The organism is Clostridium oryzae (assembly GCF_002029235.1).
Lineage (GTDB): Bacteria > Bacillota > Clostridia > Clostridiales > Clostridiaceae > Clostridium_AE > Clostridium_AE oryzae.
On sequence record NZ_MZGV01000001.1, the window covers coordinates 269,534 to 296,394 of the forward strand.

A 26,861-nucleotide genomic window follows, 5' to 3' on the forward strand; every position below is an offset into this window, starting at 1 on the left:
TCTTTATTACTCTAAACTTCATCTCTTCGTTCATTCTTAAAACTACCTTTCTAATTATGTCCACCCTATCTCCTACTAATGAGGTTTTATTATACTACATATTCTATATTTGGGACATAATCATTTTTGGTACAATAAGACAATGCCATATTTCAATCAAAAAATTAACGCGAAAAAAATATGCAGCATATTGACACTACCACTACTTAGTGTTACTATATAGCAGTAGTAAGTAATACTGAATATTGGTAATACTATATAGTGTAGAGGTGATTAAATTGGAGAATATCACAGAAATGTTAAAAGGAGTACTGGAAGGCTGTGTCCTTGAAATCATCAGCCACGAGGAAATCTATGGTTACGAGATCACACGGCGGCTGAATGCCCTCGGATTTTCGGATGTTGTGGATGGGACAGTTTATACCATTTTGGTGCGGCTTGAGAAAAACAGGCTGGTGGAAATTACGAAAAAGCCATCGGATATGGGACCGCCGCGAAAGTTTTTTACGCTCAACGACGAGGGGCGTGAGGAGCTGAGGAGGTTCTGGGAAAGATGGGAGTTCGTATCATCAAAAATTAATGAGTTAAAGGAGAGAAGACAATGAACTTTTGGGAAAAAGTTACGGGAAGCGACATGACTAAAGAATTGAAAACTTTTGAATCACGAGCTAAAAGGTTACCGACTGCTTATCAAGAGGCATGGGAAAAAATTAAAGCTAATCTTTGGCCGCACTCAGATTTCACCGGTCGCAACCTTATGCCAATTCTTGACGGTGTGCTTGGACTGCTGGAAGAAACAGCGGCAGATGGTCAGAATGTCAAAGAGGTTTTGGGTGAAGATATCAAGGGCTTCTGTTCAGCGCTGGCTGGTGAAGAAGGGGCAAAGTCTTTTCGCGACAAGTGGCGAAAGCAACTCAACAATAATATCGCTAAAAAATTAGGTAAATAGGAGGATAAAATGAGAATACAAGATATCATCGAAGGCAAAAAAGAGTGGCGAGCACACATGGCGCGTGTCAAAGCACTCCCGAAAGATTATCAGATTGTTTATAAAGAGATTCAAAAATATCTTTTTAAGGTCGGCCCTGTTGAGCTAACCGATGGGATAGGTTTGCTCTCTGGGATTATCGATCTTTTTGAAGAGGGCGCAGCCTTGGGAAAAGGCGTGCTCGAAGTGACAGGCAGTGACGTAGCAGCTTTCTGCGACGATTTAATCAAAGATTCAAAAACTTACGCTGACATTTATCAAGAATCTGTTGACCAAGAAGTTAACAAAGCAATGAAAAAGGTTACGGATAAAACAAAGTAAAAGGGATATATCGGGATAGAAAAAGCAATTGAAGCGAAAGTTCTGCGACTCCATTAAATGGGGAGTATATTGAAAAGCAGCTTAATGCTTGCATTAAAGGGATAGTGGTTAACAAAAACATCAAGTAAGGGGATGGTAGAGTGTGTGTAAATACGAGTGGATATTATGCCCGGTCTGTGGCAACAAAACACGGGTCAAGATAGGTGTTGATACGGTGCTTGAAAACTTCCCGTTATTTTGTCCCAAGTGTAAACAGGAAACGATAATCAATGTAAAACAACTCAATATATCAGTTATTAAAGAGCCAGACGCTAAGACGCAGAGCCGATAACATGTGAATGAAATCACAGTTGTCGGCTCTTTTTTTATGATAATTACTTAAGCTGCATTGAAAGGGTTAGCTGCAGATTTGAGCAAAGTTACTATATTGTAGAGGAGGAAAAGTAAATGAAAAATAATATCATACAAGTTAAAGGGGTAAAGAAATCTTACAAAGATGTAGAAGTACTCAAAGGAGTAGATTTTGAAGTAGAGAAGGGAGGTATCTTTGCATTACTAGGATCTAATGGAGCTGGAAAGACAACGATGATTAGAATCATGGCTACTTTACTTAAACCAGATGCCGGCAGTGTTGTGATAAATGGTTTTAATATTGAAAAAAATGCAGGGGACATTAGAGGTTCTATCAGTCTTACTGGTCAGTTTGCTGCTATTGATGAAATTTTGACGGGACGTGAAAATCTTCAAATGATAGCAAAACTTAGACATCTTAAAAATCCAAATCAAGTAGCAGATGAGTTAATTAATAGTTTTGGTATGTCAGCGGCTGCGAACCGCAGAGTGGGTACCTACTCGGGAGGTATGAAAAGAAGAATTGATATAGCAATGAGTCTTGTAGGAAATCCAAAGATTGTTTTTCTAGACGAACCAACGACAGGTCTTGATCCAGAAGCACGTTTAGAAGTGTGGAAGATTGTAAAAGAGTTATCAGCTTCAGGAACTACAGTATTGTTAACGACTCAATATTTAGAAGAAGCAGAACAACTTGCAGATAAAATCGCTATTCTTCATGGTGGAAAAATTATTGCTCTAGATACATTAGAAGGATTGAAAAAATTATTTCCGCCTGCAAAGGTTGAATATATTGAAAAACAACCTACATTAGAAGAAATATTCCTAACAATCATAGGTAAGAAGGGGGAGAAATAAATGGAATCAACAAATAAATATTTTTTCAAAGATATAAGTGTTATGTTTGGGCGTTCTATGCGTCATATTTTTAGAAGTATGGATACAATTATTACAGTTAGTATCACACCAATTGCGATTATGTTATTATTTGTTTATGTATTTGGTGGTGCAATAGAAACAGGTACAGAAAATTATATTGATTATCTATTACCAGGTATAATGCTAATGACTATTGGTAGTGGGATTGCATATGTAGCATATCGTTTATTTACAGATAAAGATCGTGGTATCTTTGAACGCTTTCACTCTATGCCTATAGCTCGTTCTACAGTATTATGGGGACATGTATTAACTTCATTAATATCAAATGGAATTTCTGTAGTAGTGATTATACTTGTGGCATTATTAATGGGTTTCCGTTCTTCAGCAGGAATCTTAGAATGGTTAGCGGTATTTGGAGTTCTTGGAATTTTTACACTTGCTTTGACTTGGATTGCTGTAATTGCGGGACTTGCTGCTAAAACACCAGATGGTGCAGGAGCATTCTCTTACCCAATAATCTTCTTACCATTTATCAGTTCTGCGTTTGTACCAACACATACTATGCCTTCAGCAGTACGTTTTTTTGCAGAAAATCAACCTGTAACTCCCATCGTAGAAGCTATTCGTAACTTATTAGCAAATCAGCCAGTGGGAAATGAGATATGGACTGCTTTGACTTGGTGTATAGTAATAATAGTTATTGCATATATATTTGCAATGAGGATTTATAAGAAATTGTAACCTATCCTTACACTAAATACAGTTACTTATCTATAGAGTAAATTTTGCAAAAAGGTTATTATATTTTATTAATTTATTAATAATGTTGACAATATTGGTATAACAAGTTAATATATATCTATAATATATATATCGAAACGATATATATCATAAATGTATATGGGGGTAAAAATGTTAGAGTATATTATTCTTGGTTTTTTAATGAGCGGTGAAATGAGTGGATATGATTTAAAGCAAAAAATGACTGAAAGTACATCAAACTTTTTTGATGCAGGTTATGGAAGCATATATCCTGCTTTGAAAAGAATGGAAGCTAAGTGTGTTATAAGTTCACGGGAAATTGTTGAGGGAGGAAAGTATAAAAAATTATATGCTATAACTGAGTTAGGAAAATCAGAGTTCCTCAATTGGCTTGAACTGCCAGTGGAATTTTCAAGGACAAAGCCGGATCACCTTATAAAGGTATTTTTCTTCAAGTTTTTGCCGAAAGAAAAGGCAATAGAAAAGTTGAAAGCCTTTATTAATGAAGTAGAGCCTGTATATAAAAAATTTAATGAAGCTGAGAGCAAGGTAAAGGGAAAGTATGATATTTTTGAATTTTCTACATTGATTTTTGGAGTTGGCTATTACAATTACGTAATAGATTGGAGCAATAATTTGTTAAAGGAATTGAAAGGAGAAATTTTATGAAGATAATAACTATTTTAGGAAGTCCGAAAAGAAACGGCAAAACTGCGAAAGCTCTTGACATGCTCGAAGGAAATCTTATTTCACAGGGACACGAGGTAGAAAGGGTACAACTTAGTGACCATGTTATTAAAGGATGTATCGGATGTTATGCTTGCATGGCAAATAACGATGGACCTGGATGTATTTTAAAAGATGATGCGGTATTGATATTTAAACAAATGATATCGGCAGATGCTGTTGTATATGCCTCTCCTATTTACTGTTATGACTTTACCTCACAGTTCAAAACTTTTATTGACAGGCATTACTGTCTTACAATACATTTTGGTTCTTCCCACCACACATCATCAATTGAGGGAAAGAAGGTTGCACTTTTAATTACATGCATGGGCAGTAAAGAAGGAAATGCAGATCTTGCAGAGGAAATTTTCGATAGATCAATGAGAAATGTGCTAAAATGCAATTTAGTTGGAAAATATACTATTCCATTAAGTGAAGCACCTGATTTTAGTGATAGAGCCAAGGAAGTTGCTGATAAGTTGACAAAGGATATGACACGAAAGTAACTTATGTAAAAAGTATTGGTTCTGATACGTGAAAATTTATTTGTCTTAAATTGGGGAAGAAGATAAATAGTTGGATTATAATAAATTTTGTTTTGTAATTTATAAGAGAGGAAGTGTGAATTAACTTGAAGAAAATAAATATGATGGACAAGAGCATCAATAGTAAAGTTGTGTCGAAACGTATTATGCAGTTGATATTTATTTTAATAGGAGTTTTGGCTATATACACAGCTTATCTAGGATTTGCTTATGGTGCAGTCAACTGGTATTATGGATTTTCACCTGAACAAGGGTATTCAGAAGGACTTCTTATGCTAGACAGCAACGTGCGTTTTTACAGTGGATTATGGTTGGGTGTCGGAATTATAATGTTGTGGATGATTCCTCGGGTTGATAAGGATAAGAACATGCTTCGTGTTATTACAATCTTCTTTTTTCTTGGTGGAATTGGTCGCTTGATATCCATAAGCGATGGAACAAATACCGTCATGTAAATAGACCTTCAATTTGATATGCTTTAATAAAGTAATCAGAATGGAGGTTTTAATATGGTATCAGCTAAAGAAAATATGCTGATTTGGAAGCAGCGAATTGATGAAAGAAATAAAAGCGGTATGACAGTCAAAGAATGGTGTGAAATGAACGGACTTAGCAAACATAAGTATAACTATTGGAATCACAAAATAATAACTAAAAAAAAGCCTATTGAAGAAATAGCATTTACTGAAGTTACACCAATCCTTTCAGAGAGAGATAATCTAATATCAAACTCAAATAAATCTGATGATTTTCAGATAATTTATAAAGATATTCAAGTCACAGTTCCAAGCAACTTTAATCAAAATTCGTTAGCAGGACTAATGAAGGTTCTGCAGGAATTATGATGCATCATATAGCCGATGGGGCAGAGCACATCTATCTTGCACTCGGTGCCACCGATTTCCGCAAGCAACAAAACGGACTTCTCTTAGAGCCCTTCGCTGGGACAAAAACGGCGTTATATTAGTTACAAAATTTCTTTCTGATGATATGAAATTTCAGTGGCCGAAAAATGAAGGAGAAGTTCGTGATATAACAAGACGCCAAATGGAATGGCTTCTAGATGGTTTGCAGATTGATCAGAAAAAAGCACATCGGGAAAGCATTGACACTGCAGGAAAAGGTGAAAATGTTAGAGCATAACGTTGAACTTCTTACTCAAGCAGTTTTGCATGCATCAAAACAACGTTTTGGGGCATCAAGTGAAAAAACTCCTAGAATAGAAGGACAATGCTCTCTTTTGGGTGAAATAACTGATGAAATTCCAGATGAAACTAAAGTTATAAATATTAAAGAACATAAGAGACCTAACGGTGGAAGTTTATCCTTTAATTTTACCCCTTGATATGTGTTTGTGGGAACATATCAAGGGGAAACTATGGTGTAGGGTACAGGTGTGGGACGGGACTTATACTTAAGTTTATTTAAGTATAAAATCAGAGTAGAGCTTCGGAAGTATATAGTTGCCATCTTCGTATTGGGCGCTATAATAACCTACATGTGTATATCCTTTCAAGCATCGTATTTCTATTTTGTCCATATTATAATTGAAATGGAACATTGTTCTATATAGAAGCTGATTTTGCTCAAGTCTATTTGTTATATCATTATCAGAAAATAATATCAAAATCTTAGGCTGTGCATCCTTATGTGGGTAGTCCTTATCTATGTAATAAATTGGAGCGGCCTCATCAATCCGAACAAGACGAGTATCTAGCCCTCTCTCGGCTAAAACATTAAAATGAGTTGTGGGTTCACCGGCATCAAAAATATAACCTGATACATCTTCAACTGAGATCCCTCTTTTTGACAAGTAACTTTTATCAAAAAAAAGCATCATGGTAAGATATCCTCCAGCTGATATTCCACCAATATAATACTCGCTAAATAAATTCTGCTTTTCATTATATTCCATGACAAACTTAACTGCATCAGCGCTGTCCTCAATAAAGTTAGGAAATTTTGCTGCTGGATACATACGATAATCAGCAGTTGCGATAGCAATACCATAATTTGATGCAAGTGTTTTTAGTATAATTTCGTCTTGTCTTTCCCCTGAATCTAAGCCTCCACCATGAAAATATATTAAAACAGGACACTTATGCTCTGTTTTAGGGATATAAAAATCTAGTAAACATTCCTTGTATATAGAGTATGATACATCTTTTATTACATCTACAAGATACATTTTGAATTCTCCTTTCTATCATGTTCTGTACTATTAACATGAATGAGATGTGTCGTTTACCTGACTAGCAATAGCTTCGACTATGCGTTCCCAGGTTCCTTTAGGCATATCATGTCTCATTCCTTCAATCAAAAGTAATTTAGCATTAGGTATTGTGCGTGCTGTATCTTTTCCTGCTTCAATACGAAACAATGTATCTGCAGTTCCATGAATTACTAGTGTTGGAATTGTTAATAATAAAAGGGGGTGTCTCCTATCACCATTAGCAACCAACGCTGCATTTTGGAGTACAGCTCCTTGTGGATAATAAGAACGATCATAGCTTTCTTCACAATACCGCCTTGCACGTTCGTCTTCAAAAGGAAATCCTTTACTCCAAATATTTTTCCACATACGGAAAGTACAATCAATATACGCATCATGTCCATTTGGAGGTGTTGCTGTAACAATCGCCAATGTTTCTGGTGATATTTGCTTCCATTTGTCTTTATGAAGATGATACTATAAAACGTCTGTGTTTTCAATCATATGTATATACATTCTTGAAATAGATGTTTACAAATATACTTATATAAAACACAATATAAGTATATTCGTAAAGGTGAATGACGAAGATGACAATAAGCCAATTGAAATTGGTAGATATGTTCCCTTGGACGGGGGACAAGGATACATCTGTAGAAATCAATGCAAGCCATTGTCTGCTTCGATTTCTATCTCTTACAAACACAATTTTTGCTTTTACTTCATTGCCATCTTTGTCTGAACCGATTCTTACAATTGTAGAAGAAAGTATTTTAGCTTTGATCCATTAGTCCACTTATCTATAACCTGATTTTCTGAACAAAGTCTATTTTTTTCATTGAAGTGTAAAGACAAGCATAAAAATGTATTGAAATACTTTAATGCAGGAAAATCCTTTTCCTTTTGAAAAATTGCATTGTTTAAGTATATAGCCAATTTTATTGTCTTTGAAAAATCTGGTTATTGCAAAATTTAATTGTTTATTGTTATTATCATTTGGTATAATAGTGTTCATAAGAAACATTCCTTTCTTTGGTGTGATGTTTTTCACAATTCTATTATACCAAAAGGAATGTTTTTTGTTTTATTGCTTTAATTTAAAGGCTTTAGCCTTTAAATTTATCTGCGAAAGTTGAGTACTTAATTATTTAAATGTGAATTTGTTCCTTTAAAAATTATTGGCTTGCAATAGGCATTAATAAATCTAGTTACCTAAGCATCTACTTTGTCAAAAGGACTCAGCTATATTGGAATTTTATCTAGAGGAGAAGCGTAGTATTAAAGAGATTGCTCATCATGTTCAAAACGTTAACGATGAATGCGTACTGTTGACAGTACGTTTTTATTATGCTATATTAGTTAACAAAAATTAATTAAATTTAGTTAACTAATATAGCTGTACACATGGAGGATTTTATGGAAAATAATTTTTCTACTCTTGTAAATTTATTATGGGAGGAATGCATACGGAATCTCAATTCTACACTAACAGAGGAGGAAGTAAATAAATTTTCTAATAATGACTACTATTATTTACTGGTGATTCATTCATTACAGAAACCTAATTTCTCACAGATTGCAGAAAAATTAGCATTAACAAAGCCGGCTGTTTCTGCAATCATTAGAAAGCTAATTAGTATGAATCTAGTTGAAAAACTGCAATCGACAGAAGATAAAAGAATCTATTATGTTGAACTAACAGAAAAGGGCAAAAGTATATTAAGTGGTGATATGGCAGTTTATAAATGGGTTACAGATACCATAAAAAGTATTGTTAAAGATGAGAATGAGCTTATTGTAGTTGAGCGTATCATATCAAAATTGGTAGAAAGTTTAAAGGAACGAAAGAAGGGAAAAGAATGATTTTTTATTTTAGCGGAACAGGAAATTCAAAGCATATTGCAGAGAAGATATCAAATTCCACAGGTGAAAGACTTATATATATGTCTGAAAATACTATAGTAAAAAATGAGATATATGAAGTGGATAAAGATGAGAAAATAGGATTTGTTTTTCCAACATATTGGTACAGTGTTCCAACAATAGTTGAGAAGTTTATTGACAAGCTGATTTTATCTGGATATCAGCAACAGTATGTTTATGGGATTGCAACATATGGAATTGCTGCTGGTCATGTTATGAACAGGCTAATCAAAATCCTAAAGAATAAGAATCTTCAAATAAACGGCATATTCGGAGTGAAGATGGTAGATAATTATGTAATTGGATATGATATTATGAATTTAGAGAAGCAGAAAAGAATTTTAAATAGTGCAGAGGAAGAAATAGATAAAATTATTTCTATGATTAAACAGCACAAAAATATTGAATACATAAAAAAAGGAAGGATAGCATTTATTACACCGGTAACAGCATATGCCTATAGAAAAGTTAATCATACTAAGAAGTTCTATGCAACAGAAGTTTGTAACGGATGCAGGAAATGCGAGAGCGGATGTCCCTGTAATGTTATTCATATGGAAAATGGAAAACCTAAGTGGACAGGAAACTGTGCATTTTGCCTTAAATGCATTCATGGGGCAAACAATCAGCAATTCAGTATGGTAAATTTACTGAAAAAAGAAATAGGTATCAATATATAAATCGTTAGTAGTAATGGTGTTGATCCATTTGTATTTTGCATTTATTTAGTTCTGGAGTTACAGCTTTTTACTATCAGATATGAAAGAATATCTGTACATGATTTAGAAAGAATATTGTTAAAGGATGGTATGGGGGAAAATGAATAAAAAAATAGCAATTATTACTGGAGCAACAGGTGGTATTGGAAAAGAATTTACAAGATTGCTTATGGAAGAGACTGTAGATGCAATATGTGCTGTAGCAAAGAATCAAGGAAATATCTATGAGTAAACAGATTATATCGGAACGGACGAATCTTTTTGAACCAAATGTATATATTAGCATGTATGTGGAGATAGCTGGAAGTCCATCACTAAAACTGCTTAAAGAAGCCATACAAAAAGCATTTCAATGTAATGAACTCACAATGTCAAAGGTAATAATAGATGAAGAGGGACGAGCATATTATCAGAAATTAAAGCAAACTGGATGCAAGGTCATAATTGCAGAAAGTGAATGGAAAAATATTATAAAGGAAAATGAAAAACAGCCATTTGCAATCAAACAGGGCGAATTGATGCGAGTGTTTATAAAAGAAAATGGTGGTATCCTCTTTATGGCACATCATTTAGTAGGGGATGGAAAATCGATTATTGTGTTTTTACAGGACGTGCTAACTGCATTGGCAGGAAATGAAATTCATTATAAGCCAGCCGATATTCTTACAAGGGAATCTTTACGAAGGAAGACTAAACTAAACTTCTTTGAACGGAGATATTTATCACATCTAAACAAGATATGGAAAAAAGAAGAGCAGTGTTATTTTTGGGATTCTTATGATGCTATTCATCAGAAGTATTGGGATGGACATTCTTCTAATATTTTGACTCATACATTTAGTGTGAAAGAAACAGAACATATAAAAGAGATGGCGAGAGCAGCTAAAGTAACGGTAAATAGCTATCTGATTAGTTTAATCCTTTCTGTCAGAAAAGGATTAAGCGTAGTAGGAATTCCGGTTGATATCCGGGAAAATGATGATTCAATGTCAAATCAGGTATCTGGAATTGCAATAAACTATAGATATTTAAAGCATAAAAAGATACAAGAGAATGCAAGGGCAATCCATAAAAAGATTAATAAAATGCTGAGTTATCCAAAAAAGAGATACTTTGTATTGCTTTTTTTGGCAGAACTTTGTCCAACACTAATAGATGCGGTATTGCTTGTAACGCATGGACTGATACAGAATAAAACCGTTGAAAAAGCGGCATATGTTTTTGGCTATAAAGGAAGTAAGAAAAGAGATTTGGGTGTTACTAATCTTGGCGTTATTAAAAATCACACTGACTATGATAAATATAAAATTAATAATATCATTTTTGTACCACCATCAGTATCCTATTCTCAACATATTATAGGGATATCTACAATAAATGAAAGAATCACCATTACATATCACGGCATGGGGGAGGAGGAAAACAGCTGGTTTGAAGAGCTGGTTTGTATACTGAGTAAAAGAACTTAAAAATGTTTTTTCTACTATCCATTTGCTTATTAGTTTAAGGGTAGAGTGTATGTCTTAGGCGTTTTCAGCCGACAGAGATAACACTCACCATATTAATTGCTGTTATTATTCTACAGCTTTTTCTTCTTTATAAAAAGGATTGCTCGATCCCATATGATATCAAAAACGTAGGGGCCAACCATAGCTGTTTTATCCAAATAAACTCTAAAGACTATACGAGCGTCTTGATTGTTATCAACGCCATATGCTTTTCCTAGAGGATTTCCTGTACTGTAAGGGATGACAACGACTTTTTCTGATAAAGTTTCACTTGAGACAAAAATGTAAATTATGATATTATCAAGAAAGATATATATAATGCGATAAAGTTCTTATATTGTGACTTCTAAAATATCACTGCTAAATTGATAAACAACTTCAGCTAAATTTTAAACCGACTGAAAGACTGGTGAAGCTTCAGTATTTCAGCCAGTTTAAAATTAAACTTACGTACTGTTTATCACAGGTTCGACCCTAGGATCTTTTAGAAGGTAGAATATATTAGAACTTTCGCAATTTATATAATAATATAAAATATGTTAAGCAAGAAGGTTTTATATTGAGAAAATCAAAAATATTACGAAGAAAGCGTGTAAATGGAATATTATCATCAATTTATGACTATTCACTTACGATTGTTGAGGCACCTATTGGATTTGGAAAAACTACAGCTGTTATGGATTTTATTCATTCAGAAAGTAGTCCGTGTTTATTTATTGCATTTTATAGAAATTGTGATACATATGAAGAGTTTTGGTGTCAATTTTTAAAGGAAATAAATAAGCTGGATAAGTCTATCGGTATTAAATTGGAAAAGCTTGGCTTTCCAACAAATGTGTCACAATTAGAAAAAACACTTTTGGCGCTAGATGATATTGATTTTGATAGAAAGACTATTTTAGTGATTGATGATTATCATTTGTGCGAAAATCGTAATGTCAATGATTTTATTATGCGAATTGCTGCTGAACAATTGGACAACCTTCATATTGTAATTGTTACTAGAAGTACGATTAATATTGATTTTGTGGAAATGCTTTCAAAAGGGATATGCAATGTTATATCACAACAGCAGTTAAAATTTAATAATGATGAAATACATGATTATTGTAAAATGGTAAACAGTGATATTTTGGAAAATGATATTGAGAAGATTAAAAAATATACGGATGGATGGATATCTTTTATGTATATCGTGCTGCGTGGATTAGATCAAGGCATACCGGTTGGAATAGATAAAAGCATTGATGAATTGATTGAAAGCACTTTGTTTCAGGTATATGATGAGGAGATTCAAACATTTTTGCTTAAGCTTTCAATATTAGATACTTTTTCGGAAAAATTAGCATTATATATAACTGAAAATTTAAAAACTCATGAAATTCTTAAAAAACTTCTTAGAGAAAACGCTTTTGTGTTTTATGATGAAATAAATAAAACGTATAAAATACATAATGTACTTCTTGATTTTCTAAGAATGAGACAGAATTTTAAAAGCAGCGAAATTCAAAGATTAAATAGACGTTTGGGTAACTGGTACATGGATAGAAGAGAATTGCTCACTGCTTATTCATATTACTATAAATCTGAGGATTATAATATTATTCTTACACATTTAAATAATCCAAATAACATCGACAATAATCTTATTGATTTTGATGGGGTTGTTTCAATATTTGAAAACCTGTCTGAGGAAGAGTTATGCAAGTATCCGATAGCGTACCTTCAGTATATTTTTATGCGAATTTTAAGAGGCAGTAATGAGATTGTTTTGAATTGCATAGAGAAATTAGAAAAATTTCAATACGCATATGAGCATATGGAGAGTATTGATTTAAAATATAAAAAGCATATTATTGCTGAAATATTAATTATTAAAAAGTTCACTTGCTTTAACCATTTGGACAAAATTTCTGAAACTAGTGAGCAGGCTCTAAAGCTGCTGAATGGCGAGCAGTCATATATTATGAAGAGAGAAAATGAATTTACCTTTGGTTCACCACAGCTAATTTATATTTATTTCAGAGAACAGGGAACTTTTAATAAAATATTGCAGCTTGCTAAGCTGAAATTTCCTAATCACGCAAAGCTTTCAAATGGTTGTGGGACAGGTGCTGAGTATTTAGCACAGGCTGAATATTCGCTTGAAACAGGTGATTGGGAAATGGCAGAGTTATACAGTACGAAAGCAATCTATAAAGCTAGTACGAAATCTCAATACAGTATAATTATTTGTGCAAGGTTTAATCTGATGAGGCTGTATGTACTGCAGAATAAAATAGATCAGGCATTAGCTATGCTGAAACAGCTTGGAGAAAAAGTTATGCTGCTGAATAATTTTTTAATAAACACTACTTTCGAATTATGCAAAGGTTATTTGTATGCTAACCTTTGTCAGCCAGAAAAAGCACCATATTGGTTGCAGACAGGAAATGTGGATGCAGCTGACTTATTTTATCAGGGAGTAGCATTTAATTATATCGTTTATGGAAAAACCATAATGGCAGCTAAAAATTATATAAAGCTTGAGATTGAGAGTGAAAGCTTTGTTGAGTATTTTTCAATTTATAACAATCAATTAGGATTTATTCATAATGCTATTTTTGATTCTGTAGCTAAATTTAACCTTTATGGTATGGAGATAGGAAAACCAGTTCTTGAAAGAATTTTAAAGCAAGGACAAGCTGATGATATTATAATGCCATTTGTTGAAGATTATATGTATATAGAAAAAATGATAATAGATGTAGTTGCACAGGAAAATCCGAATAATAAATATATCAAGCGTATTATTAAATACGGAAGGCAATATGTCAAGAGTATTAGCAGTATAAATAGTCATAGGGCAAAACTATCTCCAAGGGAAATAGAGGTTCTTTCACTTGTAGCAGAAGGACTGAATAGAGGTGAGATTGCATCACGACTTGTTTTGTCACAAAGCACAGTGAAGAAGCATTTACAGAATATATATAGCAAACTAGATGCAAATGGGAAAATAGAAGCTATAAGAATAGCACGAAAGTATGATTTATTAAAATAAGATACTCCATATGGAGTATGTACACAAAAAAGACTGCTTGTTATAATGATTTGTAAAAGATTTATTCTTGGCAAATATGTAATAAAAAGGTGGTCACCTATGAGAAATATTAAAAAACGTTTTAATATAGTAGTTGTTGTGTTTTTTACAATATTTACAGTGCTAAATGGAATTTCACCTAAGGCTGCTGTTAATAATAAAGCAGCAAAACGGGATATTCATATTGCAATCAGCTGCGTCTTAACGGCAGAACAAGAAGTAAAAACATCTGATTTTAATACAAGTACTGCTCTTAAGCAGTATAATAATGCTGTGAAATCAGTAAAAAAGATAAAGAAATATGGGAAAAAGTATCATGCTGTTTATAAAAGTTTGAATAAAAGACTGAACAATGTGAAATTAAGAATAGAAGAAAAAATACAGAAAGATAAGGAGAACAGTGGACCAGTAGCAGTTTTGGAGACAACTAATATTTCGAAAAGCGGTTCGGTAGTTTCAAAGGTTGATTTCAAGAAGGATTTGTACATAAAAGCAGATGATGTTACTTTGAATAATGTAGAAGTGGAAGGTACTATATTTATTGATCCTGGCAAAAACGGAACAGTAGTTTTAAATAATGTATCTGCAGGAGATATAAAAATTTTATCAGGTGGAGAAAATGGAATCCATTTGAACGGAACATCAGCAGGAACGCTTGAAATATGTACGGATCAGGAAGCAACAGAGGGAAGTGCTACTTTAAGAATCACTGCTGATGTGAATACATCGATTGGACATACTACAGTAACCTCCAATGCTATCATTGATTCAACAGGACGTATTGGAACGATTGAAGTGAATGAGGGGGCAAATAGAGTACCTCCAGTTGTAACTTTAATAGGTACATTCACAGATACAGTTATCGTTAATACAAGTGCAACTATAGCGACTGACAATGGAGATAATGCTCAGACTACTCAGGTGGCATGTTTAAAAATCGCAGCAAATCAAAATGACGTTGTTAATGTATCTGGTAAAATAGATGAGATACAGATAACAGGTTTTTCTGATTTGACAATTGGAGATGGAGCCGTGATTGGAGCAATAAGTGCTTCAGTTCCAATTACAGTAAAAGTTGCTCAGACTGCAGTGATTTCTCAGATTGTAGATGGATTAACAGATGGATTTTATTATGATTCAACGATTGATTTTATAATTCCATCTGCACCAAGTGACAACAACTATAATCCGCCACCTGCATCTCAAGCAGTTTCAGCGGTTGCATTAAATAAAGCCTCTGATAATTTAATTGTAGGAGATACAGATACTCTGACAGCAACTGTAAGTCCGGCTGCTGCAACAAATAAGAATGTATCATGGAGTTCAAGTGATACGAGTATTGTCAATGTAGATGCTGCTGGAAAAATAACTGCTGTGGGAGCAGGAACAGCAAAAATAACCTGTACAACAGCAGATGGCGGTAAGACAGCCTGCTGCAGTATAACGGTAAATGATCCTGTTCCAGTAACTTCAGTATCTCTAGATAAAACTTTTGATGCACTTGTGTGTACAGCAAATTTTAAGGAAACAGATACTCTTAAAGCAACAATTAGCCCCAGCAATGCAACAGATCAAAAAGTATTGTGGAGTTCAAGTAATCCAAATATAATCAGTGTTGATAACAATGGTAAAGTGACAGCTGTAAGTGGAGGAAATGCGAAAATAACCTGTACAACAGAAGATGGTGTTAAAACGGCATCCTGTATAGTTACTGCAACAAAATCTGGAGGAGTTATAAACGTATCTAAGGGTACTACATATAATCTCGAAGAAAATCTTGATATGGGAAATCTGATACGTCAAAAATTGATATGGGAAGTAGTTTCATATCCAAATTTTGTGAGCGTAACTCAGGATGGTAAAATAACAGCAGGAAACGTAGAGGGAGCTACACAAATAAATTGTTATTATGAGGATGATACAAGAAGTCCTAAAACTCCAATTTTCATTTATTTAATACAAGTAACAGACTAAGCATTAATATAGATTTTGTAATATAGTAACGGCCAATCTAACGAATGGCCGTTAATTTTTTAGTCTCTAGGAATTTATGCTTTTTGCCAATTATTGATAGCTTTTGGATAATGTTAAGATATACTTTCTTTGTCTTAATCAGTTAAGATTTATTCGTAAAGAAATATCATTTCTGCTATACTGGGGGTAACAGGAACAGGAGGGAGTCATATGCCAGATCAGAAGTGTCAGGAAGAGTACCTACGAAGAATTCATAAAGTGCAGGATTACATAGAGTATCATTTAGGGCAGTCCCTGTCTATCGAGGAACTTTCCAATGCCGCGGGGTTTTCTAAATATCATTTCAGCCGTATTTTTCAGGGAATGTTACATGAGCCATTAGCCCATTATGTGAATCGGATTCGAATGGAGAGGGCACTGTTTCTGCTGGCACATCGAGCAGACAAAAATATGACGGACATTGCCTATGAACTTGGGCTTTCAGATTCAGCTGTATTTTCCCGGGCCTTTAAGAATTACTATGGTGTCAGTCCAAGAGAATATCGGAAGGAATATAGCAAGAATTGCAAAGATTCTTTTTTATTGTCTGAGTACAATAAGAACACAGCAAAGAAAGAATGGGCAGGCAATCCGTTTCCTGTTACCGCGCAGATTACCATTGTAAAACTAGAGGAGAAACAGGTTGCTTATGTGAGACATACAGGTACCTATGAGACCTTAGCAAAAGAGTACGGGGGTCTGATGCAGACGCTATTTGCTTATGCAAAGAAGCAGCATCTTCTTGTAGAGGGTCAGAACTGGCCGCTTGCCATATATCATGACAATCCGGAATTCGGAGAGGAGAGCCAGTTCCGTACAAGCCTCTGTCTGACGGTGCCGGAGGATATCCCAGTTCAGGAAGACGGAATCCTTGGAAGGATGAAGTTAGAAGGCGGTTTGTATGCAGTGGGACATTTTCGTATTCAGCAGGAACAGTATAGCGATATTTGGAATTATATGTATCAGAAGTGGCTTACGGACAGTGGTTATGTTCCGAGAAACTCCTACCCATTTGAAGTGTATCGCAACAATCCACATGCCAATGAGAGTCATATCCATGAGGTGGATATCTACGTTCCTATTGAGCCCATTCATTTCTAACATGCTGCAAATCGATTCAGAGGTGAGCATATGGAAGAAATCAAGATTAAAGGAGCACGAATCCACAATCTGAAAAATATCAATCTAACAATTCCCAAACATCAACTGGTGGTCATTACTGGTATTAGTGGCTCCGGTAAATCCAGTCTTGCATTTGATATTCTGTTTGAAGAAGGTAAGAACCAGTATCTACGGTCTATTGGCATTCTGGCAGGGCTTGATAATGAGGACCGATTCGATATGATGGAAGGCATTGGCCCAACGGTGGCGGTGCGTCAAAATACTATAAGGCAGAGCAACCCACGTTCTACAGTTGGTACAAAGACTGGAATTCTAAATCAGCTAGCTCTCATTTTTACCAGTGATGGAAAAACCTTAGATGAGCATAGAACACATCTCTCCCCAAGTTACTTTCTTTATACAACGGCTGAAGGCACCTGTATTAGCTGTCAGGGTAGAGGTTCTTATTATGATATCAATCTAGAACAGCTAATTCCAGATAACACAACAACTCTTTTAGAAGTCTATGAGGGTCTTAAGGTAACCACTGGTTTCTTACGGATTCTAAAGAAGAAATACTGTATGTATTTTGATATCCCATTCTGGCAGCTTCCAGAAGATATTCAAGACGAAGTGGTTTATGGAACATACCAAAATGGGAAACAAAGCTACTGTCTGGAGCGGATACTAAGAAATGCTTATGAAAAAGGTGAGGATGTTGAGGAAGTCTATGTGAAGACCATCTGTCCAGACTGTCATGGTGAAAGGGTCAGTGATGATGCAAGAGAAGTCTTTTTTTATGGAAAACGGATTGGTGAACTGGGACAGATGACACTTACAGGTCTCCTTGATTATCTGGATGGAATACCTGAGGAAGAACTTTCTCAGTTTAGTAAGAATGTATTGAAAAATGTGAGGCAGAAATTAAAGCAGCTGATCCAGTTTCGCTTGGGACATCTGACTCTTTACCGTGAGATGTCATCCTTAAGTGGTGGCGAGGTACAGCGCATCTTTCTCCATCTCCATCTAGAGTCAAGACTGGATTCCTTGATTTATATCTTTGATGAACCCATGGCAGGATTGCATCCGTTTGAGAAGCAAAGCATGATTGAAGCGGTAAAGAAATTAAGAGACCTTGGCAATACAGTGATCGTGGTGGAGCATGATAAGGAGATGATTAGTCAGGCTGATCATATAATAGAGATTGGTCCGAAAGCAGGTGTAGAAGGTGGAACAGTGGTCTATCAGGGTGATTATGCGGGTTATGTGAAAGCAGATACGCTGCTTAGTCAATATCTTTCAGGTAAATGTACTATGCCAGAACGTGAGGGCAGAACAGATACATTTCATAAGGAAGATTGTCTAATACTGAAACATGCCAATACCAATTATTTAAAGGACGTTACAGTAGCATTTCCACTTCATGTTATGGTTGGGATTGCAGGATTATCAGGGAGTGGCAAGAGTTCTTTGATAGAGGACACTTTATTGAAACGTCTTGTAAGTAACCAGAAATATGGACATGCAACTGGTATTTCTGGTGTAGAAAGGATATGCAGCTTCACCAAGATATCACAGGAACCCATTGGAAAAAGTGCCACTTCTACACCTGCCTCTTATATAGGAATCTGGGATAAAATCCGTGAGCTTTTTTCAAAACAACCAGAAGCAAAAATAAGAAACATGGATGCTGGATATTTTTCGTTTCATTCAAAAGGAGCATGTCCGGACTGCGGAGGCAGTGGCTATGAAAGAATCTTTCTGACCTCAGATTTTTCTGTCGATAAGCTCTGTCCAACGTGTCATGGCAAGCGGTTTCAGGAAGAAAGTCTTTTGGTAGCATATAACGGAAAAACAATTACTGATGTGTTAGAGATGAGTATTGCCCAAGCTGTTTTCTTTTTTGCAGATCAAATCAGCATTGTAAAACCGCTGCGTATCTTAGAGCAGATGGGCATGGGGTATTTAACACTTGGTCAGCCAACTTCTTCATTAAGTGGCGGTGAGGCACAGAGAGTCAAGCTTGCCAAAGAACTGGGGAAGCAGCGAGGTGGCAATATGCTTTATGTGCTGGATGAACCAACAACCGGACTTAGCCTGTATGATACGGCATTATTATTAAAGCTATTAGATCAGCTGGTTGCTGGTGGTAATTCGGTGATTGTTATTGAACACAATGTAGAGGTTTTAAAAAGCTGTGATTATATCATTGAACTTGGCCCGGAAGGTGGGGACAAGGGCGGTGAGATTATTGCCAAAGGAACACTAGGACAGCTGAGAGATAATCCGAATTCCAAGACAGGGAGGTATCTTATATGATGTTAAAAACAAAGATGGAAAAGATAATAAATAGCAGCTATAGCAATATTGGGGCAATATTAGTACTGAAAAATGGTAAAACACTATATGAAAACTATTTTAACGAATGTACTGTTACTAGCACTTTCCATGTTTTTTCAGTTACAAAAAGTATTATTTCTATATTGCTTGGTATTGCCATTGATAAAGGATATGTCAAAAGTATCAACCAGAAAGTATTAGATTTTTTCCCTGATTATGCAGTTAAAAGAGGAGAAAAAACGATACAGAAAGTTACACTTAAGGATATGCTAACAATGACAGCTCCGTATAAATATAAGTCAGAACCCTACACAGAATATTTTGCAAGCGATAACTGGGTAAATAGTGCGCTTGATTTACTAGGAGGCAATGGAAAAATAGGAGAATTTAGATACACTCCTGTTATAGGACCAGATATTTTGTCTGGTATTCTTGTAAAAACAACTGGACAATCCGTGCTTGATTTTGCAACAGAATATTTATTCTCACTATTGGGCATTAATGTTGAAGGTAATGTGGTTTTTCATAATAAGGAAGAACAGCTTACCTGGTATAAAGAGAAAAATGTCAGAGGCTGGGTTGCTGACAGGGCTGGAGTAAATACAGCAGGCTGGGGGCTTAATCTGACTCCTGCGGCTATGGCAAAGATAGGTCAATTATACTTAGATGAAGGAGTATGGAAGGGTGAACAAATTATTTCGTCTGATTGGATAAATGAGAGTACAAAGGAACACAGCAGATGTAACCAGTGGAAGCTGTCGTATGGCTATCTGTGGTGGATTATTGATGAGAAAGAACATGCTTATGCAGCTATGGGAGATGGCGGGAATGTGATCTATGTCAATACAAAGAAAAAAATAGTAGTTGCTATTGCTTCTTTTTTTATGCCGCATGCTAAGGATAGATTAAAGCTTATTAAAGAGTATATTGAACCAATGTTTGAGAATTGTGTATAGTGAATCCGAATTTTATCCGAGAGATTATGAGAATACTAATTAATCCTAATAAAATTTACCGGTATGAGCATCCCTGAATTTTGTTGCGGAAGTATTATAGTATTTTCTGAATAGACGACTGAAATAATTTACACTATCAAAGCCGCATTTAATTGCGATTTCGGTAATGTTTAAGTTTGTTTGCTCTAGAAAATAAGCAGCTTTTTCAAGTCTTACCCCATTTATGTAATCTGTTGTGGTTTTTCCGGTTAGTTGTTTAAATGTTCTGCAAAAATGGTAAGTACTTATATTAACACTGTCAGCCAGTTGCCTTAAGCTGATTTTTTCGGCGTAATTCTTTTCAATTATCTGAAAAACTTCTTCAAATCGTTTTAAATTTCGGGTTCTCTCAGCAAGCTCATTTTCAGTCAAAATTTTACTAACATACCCGCGCAGTAACAACACAATTAATTGATAGCTTGCTGCTTTTATGGCAAGCTCGTAGCCAGTCTCTTTTGTAGAATATTCCTGAAGAATCCTTGTGATACAATCCAATATTTGTACATCGCTTTCAATCATATTTCGAAAGGCAATTCGGTTCAGAGCTAATGGTGCAAGATATTTTGTCTGCAGCAAATCAACCTGATTACTGAAAAGAAAGGAGGGGGCAATACGTATCATATAAAATGCAAGGTCGTCGGAAAGACTTTCCACATAGTGTAATTCGTTGCTATTTGCTAAAGCAATGTTGCCTGGAGACACTTGAAAACGGTTTTTGCCGCATTCAAGAATTGCCCTGCCTTCAATAAAATAATAGATCTGAAGGTGCTCGTGCCAGTGCATTTTAAAGTTTTGGCCATGTTTAATATCATTTTTTAAAAAAATATCGATGCTTAAATCTTCGTCCGGCATCTTCCTGCTAAAATAAGTACTTTTATCTTCCATTCATTCACCTCATATCAATATTGTGCAAAAAATGAGCAACTCAGTTCTTGCTGTTGTATGTTTATAAGGCTATTATAGGATAAGCGATTATAATTGTAAATAGCAAAATAATACTAACTAAAATGGAAAGAGAGGTACTTAATATGCAGGAACAAGTTTTAGGTAATAACAATAAAAAAGGGATTACGTTGTTTGTTGTTGTGGCGATGTCTTTTATGGCTACACTTGACTCTAGTATTGTAAATGTTGCATTGCCTGTGATGTCTAGTAAAATGAATGTTCCGCTATCATCAATTGAATGGGTAGTTGCAGGCTATTCTATTATTATATGTTCCACTCTTCTTTTCTTTGGAAGGCTTGGAGATATCATGGGAAAATCAAGAGTATTCCAAATTGGAACTGTTTTATTTACTATAGCATCCTTGTTGTGTGGGCTGTGTCATTCCTTCATACCGCTTATTGTTTGCCGTTTTGTGCAAGGAATTGGAGCTTCCGCCTATATGGCAAACAATCAAGGTATTATCACAGAATTATATTCAAAAGAAGGACGTGGAAAAGCACTTGGTATTTTAGTTGCGGCAGTTGCCCTTGGAACCATGATTGGACCTCCAACCGGTGGATTTATTGTATCAGCTCTTAACTGGAATTTCATTTTTTGGATCAATATGCCAATTGGTATTTTTGTCTTTTTATTAGGACTAAAATATTTACCAAGGAGTACAAAAAATAACGAACAAATGGACAAAGCGGGTGCTGTCCTCCTGTTTGGTGGAACATTGCTATTGTTTACGGCTCTGATTGAAGCACAAAGAACAGGATTTACAAATTTGTACATCTTGGCGGCAATCTTTTTGTCTATAATTCTAATTGTATTATTTATCAGGTTGGAGAAGAAACATAAACAGCCGCTTCTTGCATTAAAAATATTTAGAAACGTTCAATTTTCACTAAATCTTATCTGTGCATTTACTTTATTTGTTTGTATTGCTGCATCTATTATTCTAATACCATTTTATCTTCAGGATACACTGAAACTGACACCAGCGCAGGCTGGACTGTTTATGATGCTGTCTCCGCTGATTTTGGCAGTGCTTTCCCCAGTATGTGGAGCTATCTCAGATAAGATTGGAGCAGAAGTGATGACTATGACAGGACTTTTGCTTATGGGAACAGGTTTTTTCCTTATGTCACGGCTTAGCGAGTATTCCTCAATTGTACTTTGCGCTGTTTTTGTTTCTGTTATAGCCGTCGGACAAGCACTATTTCAGCCAGCCAATAACTCGTTGATTATGTCCACTTGCCCTAGAGATAAATTTGGAATAGTTGGCAGTGTAAATTCACTTGTTAGAAATCTAGGGCAGATTGTAGGAATAACAACATCAACAACATTATTGTATTATTTTATGAGCAAAAAGTTAAATTACCGCGTTTTTGACTATGTAAAAGGAAGAAATGACGTATTCGTCTACGGAATGAAAAATGTTTACCTCATACTGGTGGCTATTTGCTGTCTTGGGGCTGTATTTACGGCATTTAGGCTTTTTAAGGTAAGAAGGCAAAACAGAATAATCGGTGAAACAAATGATTAAAGCTTTCTATTACAGCTTAAGCCTTTATTGGTGATACTTATATCTTACTTTCATCCTTTAGCCTTATATAATTTGAGGGAGTAAGTCCAGTAATCTTTTTGAAAAGCTTGCTAAAGTAATAGGGATCATCAATTCCTACTAAGTATCCAACTTCAGAAATTTTTAAAGGAGTAGCGTCTAAAAGGTCCTTTGCACGATTTATTCTTATAGTATTTAAATAATTTAATATGGTATAACCGGTCATTTGTTGAAAAACTCTATTTAAGTAGTCATAGTTTGACTCAAAGTTTTGTTCAATATCTGCGCTGGTTATTTTATTCTGATAATTGGAGTTTAGATAATGCTGAATATTACGACATTTTACAAAAGCTTTTGAAAATTGTGGTTGAGAGTTTTCTATATTAGCGGAGATATAATCTCTACTTATTTTTATAAACATTTCTAAAAGCTTTAAAGAAGCCATTCTTTTATAACCTTCATACTTATGATAATAATCACTATCTGCACTTACCAGTAAAGACATTAATTCATTTTCATCTCTATAGTGATACTGTTTTGGTAAATAAAATTCAGGCCCTGTGTCAGACACCTCACTAAGGTACTCACTATGAAGGGAAGCTTTCCTTTTATCAATAAGCTTTTTGGATATTTCTTCATAAGAATTGTTGTTTAAACACTTAATTTTTGGGTGTTTAAAGTGTATATAATAATAAAAACAGGGAGCCTCTTTGTATCCGTAATGTTCAATATTTGGCTCCAAAAGCAAAATATCGCCTTTAGTTAAGTGATATTCTATAGTTCCTTCTTTAATATATAGCTCTCCGCTTTTAACAATATATAAAATATATTCATTGATAGTTCTGTTAAAATGTTTCCAAGGTTTTATGTAATCTATATGTCCTATTAGCCTTACTGATGGAACAATACTTGTATCTATTGATAGTAAGTTCATGTAAAACCTCCAATGTTATTAAAGCTGTGTCACTTCAATATTAATCATATATTTTTAAAACCTAGGCTCTGAGCTTAGAAAAAGTTTATAAATGATTTTATACTTGAGTGGTACATCTTTAAAAGTCGCTATTGTACAAAAAAAGTATAAATTATACATTTAATAATATTATAGTACAGATTAAAATAATGTTAAAGATAGACAATAAATTAAAATAAAACTGTTTAGATAAATTTAATAGAGAGGTTAGTTTGAAAGATATGCAGTACTATAGGAATAGATAATAATCCTATGCTAACTATGCAAACGGTTTCGCAATGCGTTAACGTTTACATAAACATGGAAGAAAGAAAATAAATTCTTGTGTGGCCAATTAAAGAGGGATTGAGAAATAAAGCTATATCTATATAAGTTGTGAAAGTTCTAATACATTCTGACTTCTAAAAGATCTTAGGGTCGAACCGATTCAGCAGTGATATTTTAGAAGCCATAATGTAAGAACTTTATTGCAACTTATATAGCATTAATTTAGTGAAATCCTTTTTTGATATAGCTTTCAAATCTTGAAGCTTAAAAGCTTCAAGGTTTGAAAGCGATTAATAATAACAAACTATAGGGGGATAGGAAATGAAAAGTAAAAAAGTAATTGCATTAATTTTAACAGAGCTTATGACTTTTTCCTTGTTAGCAGGCTGTGGAGGCAAAGCTGCAGATACTAGTAGACAAGGCTCTGCAGGAGCTACTAAAGATTTAACCAAGCTAAAAGGTGAAATTGAAATGTGGAGCACCTTTACAGATGCAGAAAATAAGGTGTTGAAAGAAAAAATACTTCCCGCATTTAACAAAGTCTATCCAGATATCAAAGTAAAGATTACACCGATGCCTAGCGGGGATGACTATAAGAAACAGATTCTTCAAGGAGCTATGAGCGGGACTACTCCTGATCTTGCTAGAACTGATATTGTGGATGTTGCTCAATATGCATCACAAGATTATTTAGAGCCAGTAGATAATATGCCTGACTTTGATGATTTAAAGAAAGAAGTCTATGAAGGACCAATGAGTACTAATTATTACAATGGTCATTATTATGGTATACCGATTGATACAAATACGAAGATAGCTATATACAATAAAGCCATACTGAATAAAGGAGGTTTTAAAGAAGCCCCTAAGACTATGGATGAATTTGAACAATATGCAGCTAAGGCTAAAGAGGACAATGTAGCTGGTATAGGTATAGCTGGTACAGAGTCTTGGGCTATATCACCTTATTTTTTATCTTTGGGTGGCAAGTTTACAGATGATAAGAACACAAAGGCTTCTGGATACTTAAACAGTGATTCTAGTATTAAAGCTCTTGAAAAGATAGTTGAATGGAAAAATAATGGCTATACGGCTAAGAGCATACTTGGAGGAGAAGGTACTTGGGAAGGCTTTAATGCAGGGCACTATGGAATGATTGATGAGGGCCCATGGTGGTATCCGGCAAACAAAAATCAAAAAAAAGTTAAGGATAATGTAATTTTTGCTCAAATTCCGAAGGGTGATGGAGGAAGTGTTTCAGTAGTAGGAGGAGAAGATACTGTAATATTTAAGAATTCCAAGAGCAAAGAACAGGCATATGCTTTTGCAAAATTTTTAGCTTCTGATGATGCTCAAACTATTTTTACAACAGACCTTGGTATGATGCCCGTTAATACAAAAACTGCAAAGAAATCAGTGGTTACTAATAATGCAATATTGAAAATATATATGGATCAGCTTAATTCAACATGGGCTAGAACTCCAAATCCAAAGTGGGCAGACATATCAAATGTAATTAAAGAGGACTTTGAACTAGCAATAAGAAACAAGAAGAGTGCTAAGGATGCCTTGGATGATGCTGCGAAGAAAGTAGATTCCTTACTATCAAGTAAGTAAACTATAAAATTTTAGATTGAGGATTAAAGAGTAAATTTAATCCTCAATCATAAAAAGGGGGAGTGAAGTACTTGAAAAATATCGCAGTAACTGTTTCACCTCATAGAGGTAAAAAATATAAACTTAATAAAAAAAGAAGAGAAGCATTAGAAGGATGGGCATTTGTAGGAGTTGGTTTTTTACTCTTCTTGATTTTTATAGCATATCCATTGATAAAGAATATTATGATGGCTTTTATGAATTATAGTGTTAATCCTGACAAGCCAAGCACTTTTATAGGATTGGCAAACTTTAAGAAAGCATTCTTCCCTGGAGGAGCAATAAACGAAAGCCAGAAATTTTATTTATCACTTAGGAATACATTGCTGGCAGTAATTGTAACTGTCCCTTTTCAGTGGTTTTTAGGAATGATTATAGCAATTATCATCGAATCACTTTCAAAAGGTAAGGTGCTGTATAGATTTTTATTATATATTCCGGTTATTTCAGATTGGATAGTAGTTGCAATATTATTTAAGTATATTTTTCAAGATACTCGAGGGGCTTTAGTAAACTCTATACTTTTAAGCTTACACTTCATAAGTCAGCCGGTGTCTTGGCTTCAAAATGAGTGGACAGGAAATATAGTAATCTGGGCACTTTGTATATGGAAGGGCATTGGCTGGGTAATGATTATGTACACCGCAGCTATTCAAGACCTTCCTAAAGATATATATGAAGCTGCGGATGTAGATGGAGCTAGTAAAAGACAGCAAATGTGGAAGATTACTTTGCCGCTTCTTGCATCTAGAACTTATTTTATAATAATTAACCTTATAATAGGGGCATTTAATATAATGCTTCAGGTAATGCTCGTTACAGGAGGCGGACCAATGGGAAAAACCGATGTACTTCTAGATTATATGTACAATAAGGCTTTCTCAAGCTTTGATTTTGGATATGCAGCAGCACTAAGTTTAATAATGTCAGTAATTTTAATAATTATTTCTACTGTACAAAGAAAAATAACTAAAGACGTAGAAATTCAGTTTTAAAGGAGGCGGA

The 26,861-nt window shown here is 34.7% G+C and carries 27 protein-coding genes and 2 pseudogenes; 25 read left to right on the forward strand and 4 right to left on the reverse strand.

Annotation, left to right across the window (positions count from 1 at the left end):
- The first annotated feature begins 278 nt into the window (after positions 1 to 278).
- The 12 genes and pseudogenes from CLORY_RS01120 to CLORY_RS01175 all read left to right on the forward strand — a co-directional run.
- A complete protein-coding gene (locus CLORY_RS01120) occupies positions 279 to 605 on the forward strand; it encodes a PadR family transcriptional regulator (RefSeq protein ID WP_079421723.1) in 327 nt (108 codons plus the stop codon).
- A complete protein-coding gene (locus tag CLORY_RS01125; protein WP_079421724.1) occupies positions 602 to 949 on the forward strand; it encodes a DUF1048 domain-containing protein in 348 nt (115 codons plus the stop codon). The genes CLORY_RS01120 and CLORY_RS01125 overlap by 4 nt, the downstream gene beginning before the upstream one ends.
- A 9-nt stretch (positions 950 to 958) precedes the next feature.
- Positions 959 to 1,309 carry a DUF1048 domain-containing protein gene (locus CLORY_RS01130; protein WP_079421725.1) on the forward strand — a complete coding sequence of 117 codons (351 nt, stop codon included), beginning with the start codon at positions 959 to 961 and terminating at the stop codon, positions 1,307 to 1,309.
- A 142-nt stretch (positions 1,310 to 1,451) separates the two neighbouring features.
- Complete coding sequence (locus tag CLORY_RS01135; protein ID WP_079421726.1) at positions 1,452 to 1,640, forward strand: cysteine-rich KTR domain-containing protein; 189 nt, start codon at positions 1,452 to 1,454, stop codon at positions 1,638 to 1,640.
- 116 nt (positions 1,641 to 1,756) lie between these two features.
- On the forward strand, positions 1,757 to 2,518 hold the full coding sequence (locus CLORY_RS01140) for an ABC transporter ATP-binding protein (protein WP_079421727.1): 762 nt from the start codon (positions 1,757 to 1,759) through the stop codon (positions 2,516 to 2,518).
- The gene (locus CLORY_RS01145; protein ID WP_079421728.1) at positions 2,519 to 3,283 is read left to right on the forward strand and encodes an ABC transporter permease; all 765 of its coding nucleotides are present in this window, start codon (positions 2,519 to 2,521) and stop codon (positions 3,281 to 3,283) included. It begins immediately after the preceding gene.
- 171 nt (positions 3,284 to 3,454) lie between these two features.
- Positions 3,455 to 3,973, forward strand: a complete 519-nt coding sequence (locus tag CLORY_RS01150; protein WP_079421729.1) for a helix-turn-helix transcriptional regulator — start codon at positions 3,455 to 3,457, stop codon at positions 3,971 to 3,973.
- Positions 3,970 to 4,539: a flavodoxin family protein gene (locus CLORY_RS01155; RefSeq protein ID WP_079421730.1), complete on the forward strand. Its 570-nt coding sequence runs from the start codon at positions 3,970 to 3,972 to the stop codon at positions 4,537 to 4,539. Before CLORY_RS01150 ends, CLORY_RS01155 begins: the two co-directional genes overlap by 4 nt.
- A gap of 125 nt (positions 4,540 to 4,664) precedes the next feature.
- Complete coding sequence (locus CLORY_RS01160; protein WP_242954289.1) at positions 4,665 to 5,033, forward strand: DUF4345 domain-containing protein; 369 nt, start codon at positions 4,665 to 4,667, stop codon at positions 5,031 to 5,033.
- A gap of 54 nt (positions 5,034 to 5,087) precedes the next feature.
- Complete coding sequence (gene tnpA / locus CLORY_RS01165) at positions 5,088 to 5,423, forward strand: IS66 family insertion sequence element accessory protein TnpA (RefSeq protein WP_079421731.1); 336 nt, start codon at positions 5,088 to 5,090, stop codon at positions 5,421 to 5,423.
- A gap of 82 nt (positions 5,424 to 5,505) precedes the next feature.
- A pseudogene (tnpB, locus tag CLORY_RS01170) lies at positions 5,506 to 5,721 on the forward strand (IS66 family insertion sequence element accessory protein TnpB); the annotation flags it as partial.
- Positions 5,642 to 5,887, forward strand: a pseudogene (locus CLORY_RS01175) (hypothetical protein); the annotation flags it as partial. The pseudogenes tnpB and CLORY_RS01175, both read left to right, overlap by 80 nt.
- A gap of 111 nt (positions 5,888 to 5,998) precedes the next feature.
- Here the strand turns inward: CLORY_RS01175 and CLORY_RS01180 are convergent.
- Positions 5,999 to 6,766 (reverse strand): alpha/beta hydrolase, encoded by a 768-nt coding sequence (locus tag CLORY_RS01180; RefSeq protein WP_079421733.1) that lies wholly within the window; start codon positions 6,764 to 6,766, stop codon positions 5,999 to 6,001.
- 33 nt (positions 6,767 to 6,799) lie between these two features.
- Complete coding sequence (locus tag CLORY_RS01185; RefSeq protein WP_242954291.1) at positions 6,800 to 7,222, reverse strand: alpha/beta fold hydrolase; 423 nt, start codon at positions 7,220 to 7,222, stop codon at positions 6,800 to 6,802.
- A gap of 158 nt (positions 7,223 to 7,380) precedes the next feature.
- On the opposite strand from CLORY_RS01185, the gene CLORY_RS24150 reads away from it, so the two are divergent.
- From CLORY_RS24150 to CLORY_RS01235, 10 genes are all read left to right on the forward strand, one after another.
- Positions 7,381 to 7,581, forward strand: coding sequence for a hypothetical protein (locus CLORY_RS24150; RefSeq protein ID WP_079421734.1), 201 nt, complete (start codon positions 7,381 to 7,383; stop codon positions 7,579 to 7,581).
- A gap of 625 nt (positions 7,582 to 8,206) precedes the next feature.
- The gene (locus tag CLORY_RS01200) at positions 8,207 to 8,653 is read left to right on the forward strand and encodes a MarR family transcriptional regulator (RefSeq protein ID WP_079421736.1); all 447 of its coding nucleotides are present in this window, start codon (positions 8,207 to 8,209) and stop codon (positions 8,651 to 8,653) included.
- A complete protein-coding gene (locus CLORY_RS01205; protein WP_079421737.1) occupies positions 8,650 to 9,393 on the forward strand; it encodes an EFR1 family ferrodoxin in 744 nt (247 codons plus the stop codon). Before CLORY_RS01200 ends, CLORY_RS01205 begins: the two co-directional genes overlap by 4 nt.
- Positions 9,394 to 9,532: 139 nt before the next feature.
- Positions 9,533 to 9,664, forward strand: a complete 132-nt coding sequence (locus CLORY_RS23915) for a hypothetical protein (protein WP_278335293.1) — start codon at positions 9,533 to 9,535, stop codon at positions 9,662 to 9,664.
- A complete protein-coding gene (locus tag CLORY_RS01210; protein ID WP_079421738.1) occupies positions 9,657 to 10,901 on the forward strand; it encodes a condensation domain-containing protein in 1,245 nt (414 codons plus the stop codon). The genes CLORY_RS23915 and CLORY_RS01210 overlap by 8 nt, the downstream gene beginning before the upstream one ends.
- Positions 10,902 to 11,499: 598 nt before the next feature.
- Positions 11,500 to 13,980: a helix-turn-helix transcriptional regulator gene (locus CLORY_RS01215; RefSeq protein WP_079421739.1), complete on the forward strand. Its 2,481-nt coding sequence runs from the start codon at positions 11,500 to 11,502 to the stop codon at positions 13,978 to 13,980.
- A gap of 99 nt (positions 13,981 to 14,079) precedes the next feature.
- On the forward strand, positions 14,080 to 15,993 hold the full coding sequence (locus tag CLORY_RS01220) for an Ig-like domain-containing protein (RefSeq protein ID WP_169911488.1): 1,914 nt from the start codon (positions 14,080 to 14,082) through the stop codon (positions 15,991 to 15,993).
- A 210-nt stretch (positions 15,994 to 16,203) separates the two neighbouring features.
- Positions 16,204 to 17,133, forward strand: a complete 930-nt coding sequence (locus CLORY_RS01225) for an AraC family transcriptional regulator (protein ID WP_079421741.1) — start codon at positions 16,204 to 16,206, stop codon at positions 17,131 to 17,133.
- Positions 17,134 to 17,163: 30 nt separating this feature from the next.
- Positions 17,164 to 19,452 carry an excinuclease ABC subunit UvrA gene (locus CLORY_RS01230; RefSeq protein WP_079421742.1) on the forward strand — a complete coding sequence of 763 codons (2,289 nt, stop codon included), beginning with the start codon at positions 17,164 to 17,166 and terminating at the stop codon, positions 19,450 to 19,452.
- Positions 19,449 to 20,429 (forward strand): serine hydrolase domain-containing protein, encoded by a 981-nt coding sequence (locus CLORY_RS01235; RefSeq protein ID WP_423236509.1) that lies wholly within the window; start codon positions 19,449 to 19,451, stop codon positions 20,427 to 20,429. The genes CLORY_RS01230 and CLORY_RS01235 overlap by 4 nt, the downstream gene beginning before the upstream one ends.
- A gap of 45 nt (positions 20,430 to 20,474) precedes the next feature.
- Here CLORY_RS01235 and CLORY_RS01240 read toward each other — a convergent pair whose 3' ends face one another.
- A complete protein-coding gene (locus CLORY_RS01240) occupies positions 20,475 to 21,353 on the reverse strand; it encodes a helix-turn-helix transcriptional regulator (protein ID WP_079421743.1) in 879 nt (292 codons plus the stop codon).
- A gap of 143 nt (positions 21,354 to 21,496) precedes the next feature.
- Here CLORY_RS01240 and CLORY_RS01245 point away from each other — a divergent pair, with 143 nt between their 5' ends.
- Positions 21,497 to 22,942 carry an MFS transporter gene (locus CLORY_RS01245; protein ID WP_079421744.1) on the forward strand — a complete coding sequence of 482 codons (1,446 nt, stop codon included), beginning with the start codon at positions 21,497 to 21,499 and terminating at the stop codon, positions 22,940 to 22,942.
- 37 nt (positions 22,943 to 22,979) lie between these two features.
- Here the strand turns inward: CLORY_RS01245 and CLORY_RS01250 are convergent, their stop codons facing one another.
- The gene (locus tag CLORY_RS01250; protein ID WP_079421745.1) at positions 22,980 to 23,894 is read right to left on the reverse strand and encodes an AraC family transcriptional regulator; all 915 of its coding nucleotides are present in this window, start codon (positions 23,892 to 23,894) and stop codon (positions 22,980 to 22,982) included.
- Between the two features lie 627 nt (positions 23,895 to 24,521).
- On the opposite strand from CLORY_RS01250, the gene CLORY_RS01255 reads away from it, so the two are divergent.
- Both CLORY_RS01255 and CLORY_RS01260 read left to right on the forward strand, forming a co-directional pair.
- Positions 24,522 to 25,817, forward strand: coding sequence for an extracellular solute-binding protein (locus tag CLORY_RS01255; protein ID WP_079421746.1), 1,296 nt, complete (start codon positions 24,522 to 24,524; stop codon positions 25,815 to 25,817).
- Positions 25,818 to 25,888: 71 nt separating this feature from the next.
- Positions 25,889 to 26,851, forward strand: coding sequence for a carbohydrate ABC transporter permease (locus tag CLORY_RS01260; protein WP_079421747.1), 963 nt, complete (start codon positions 25,889 to 25,891; stop codon positions 26,849 to 26,851).
- Positions 26,852 to 26,861 lie beyond the last annotated feature (10 nt).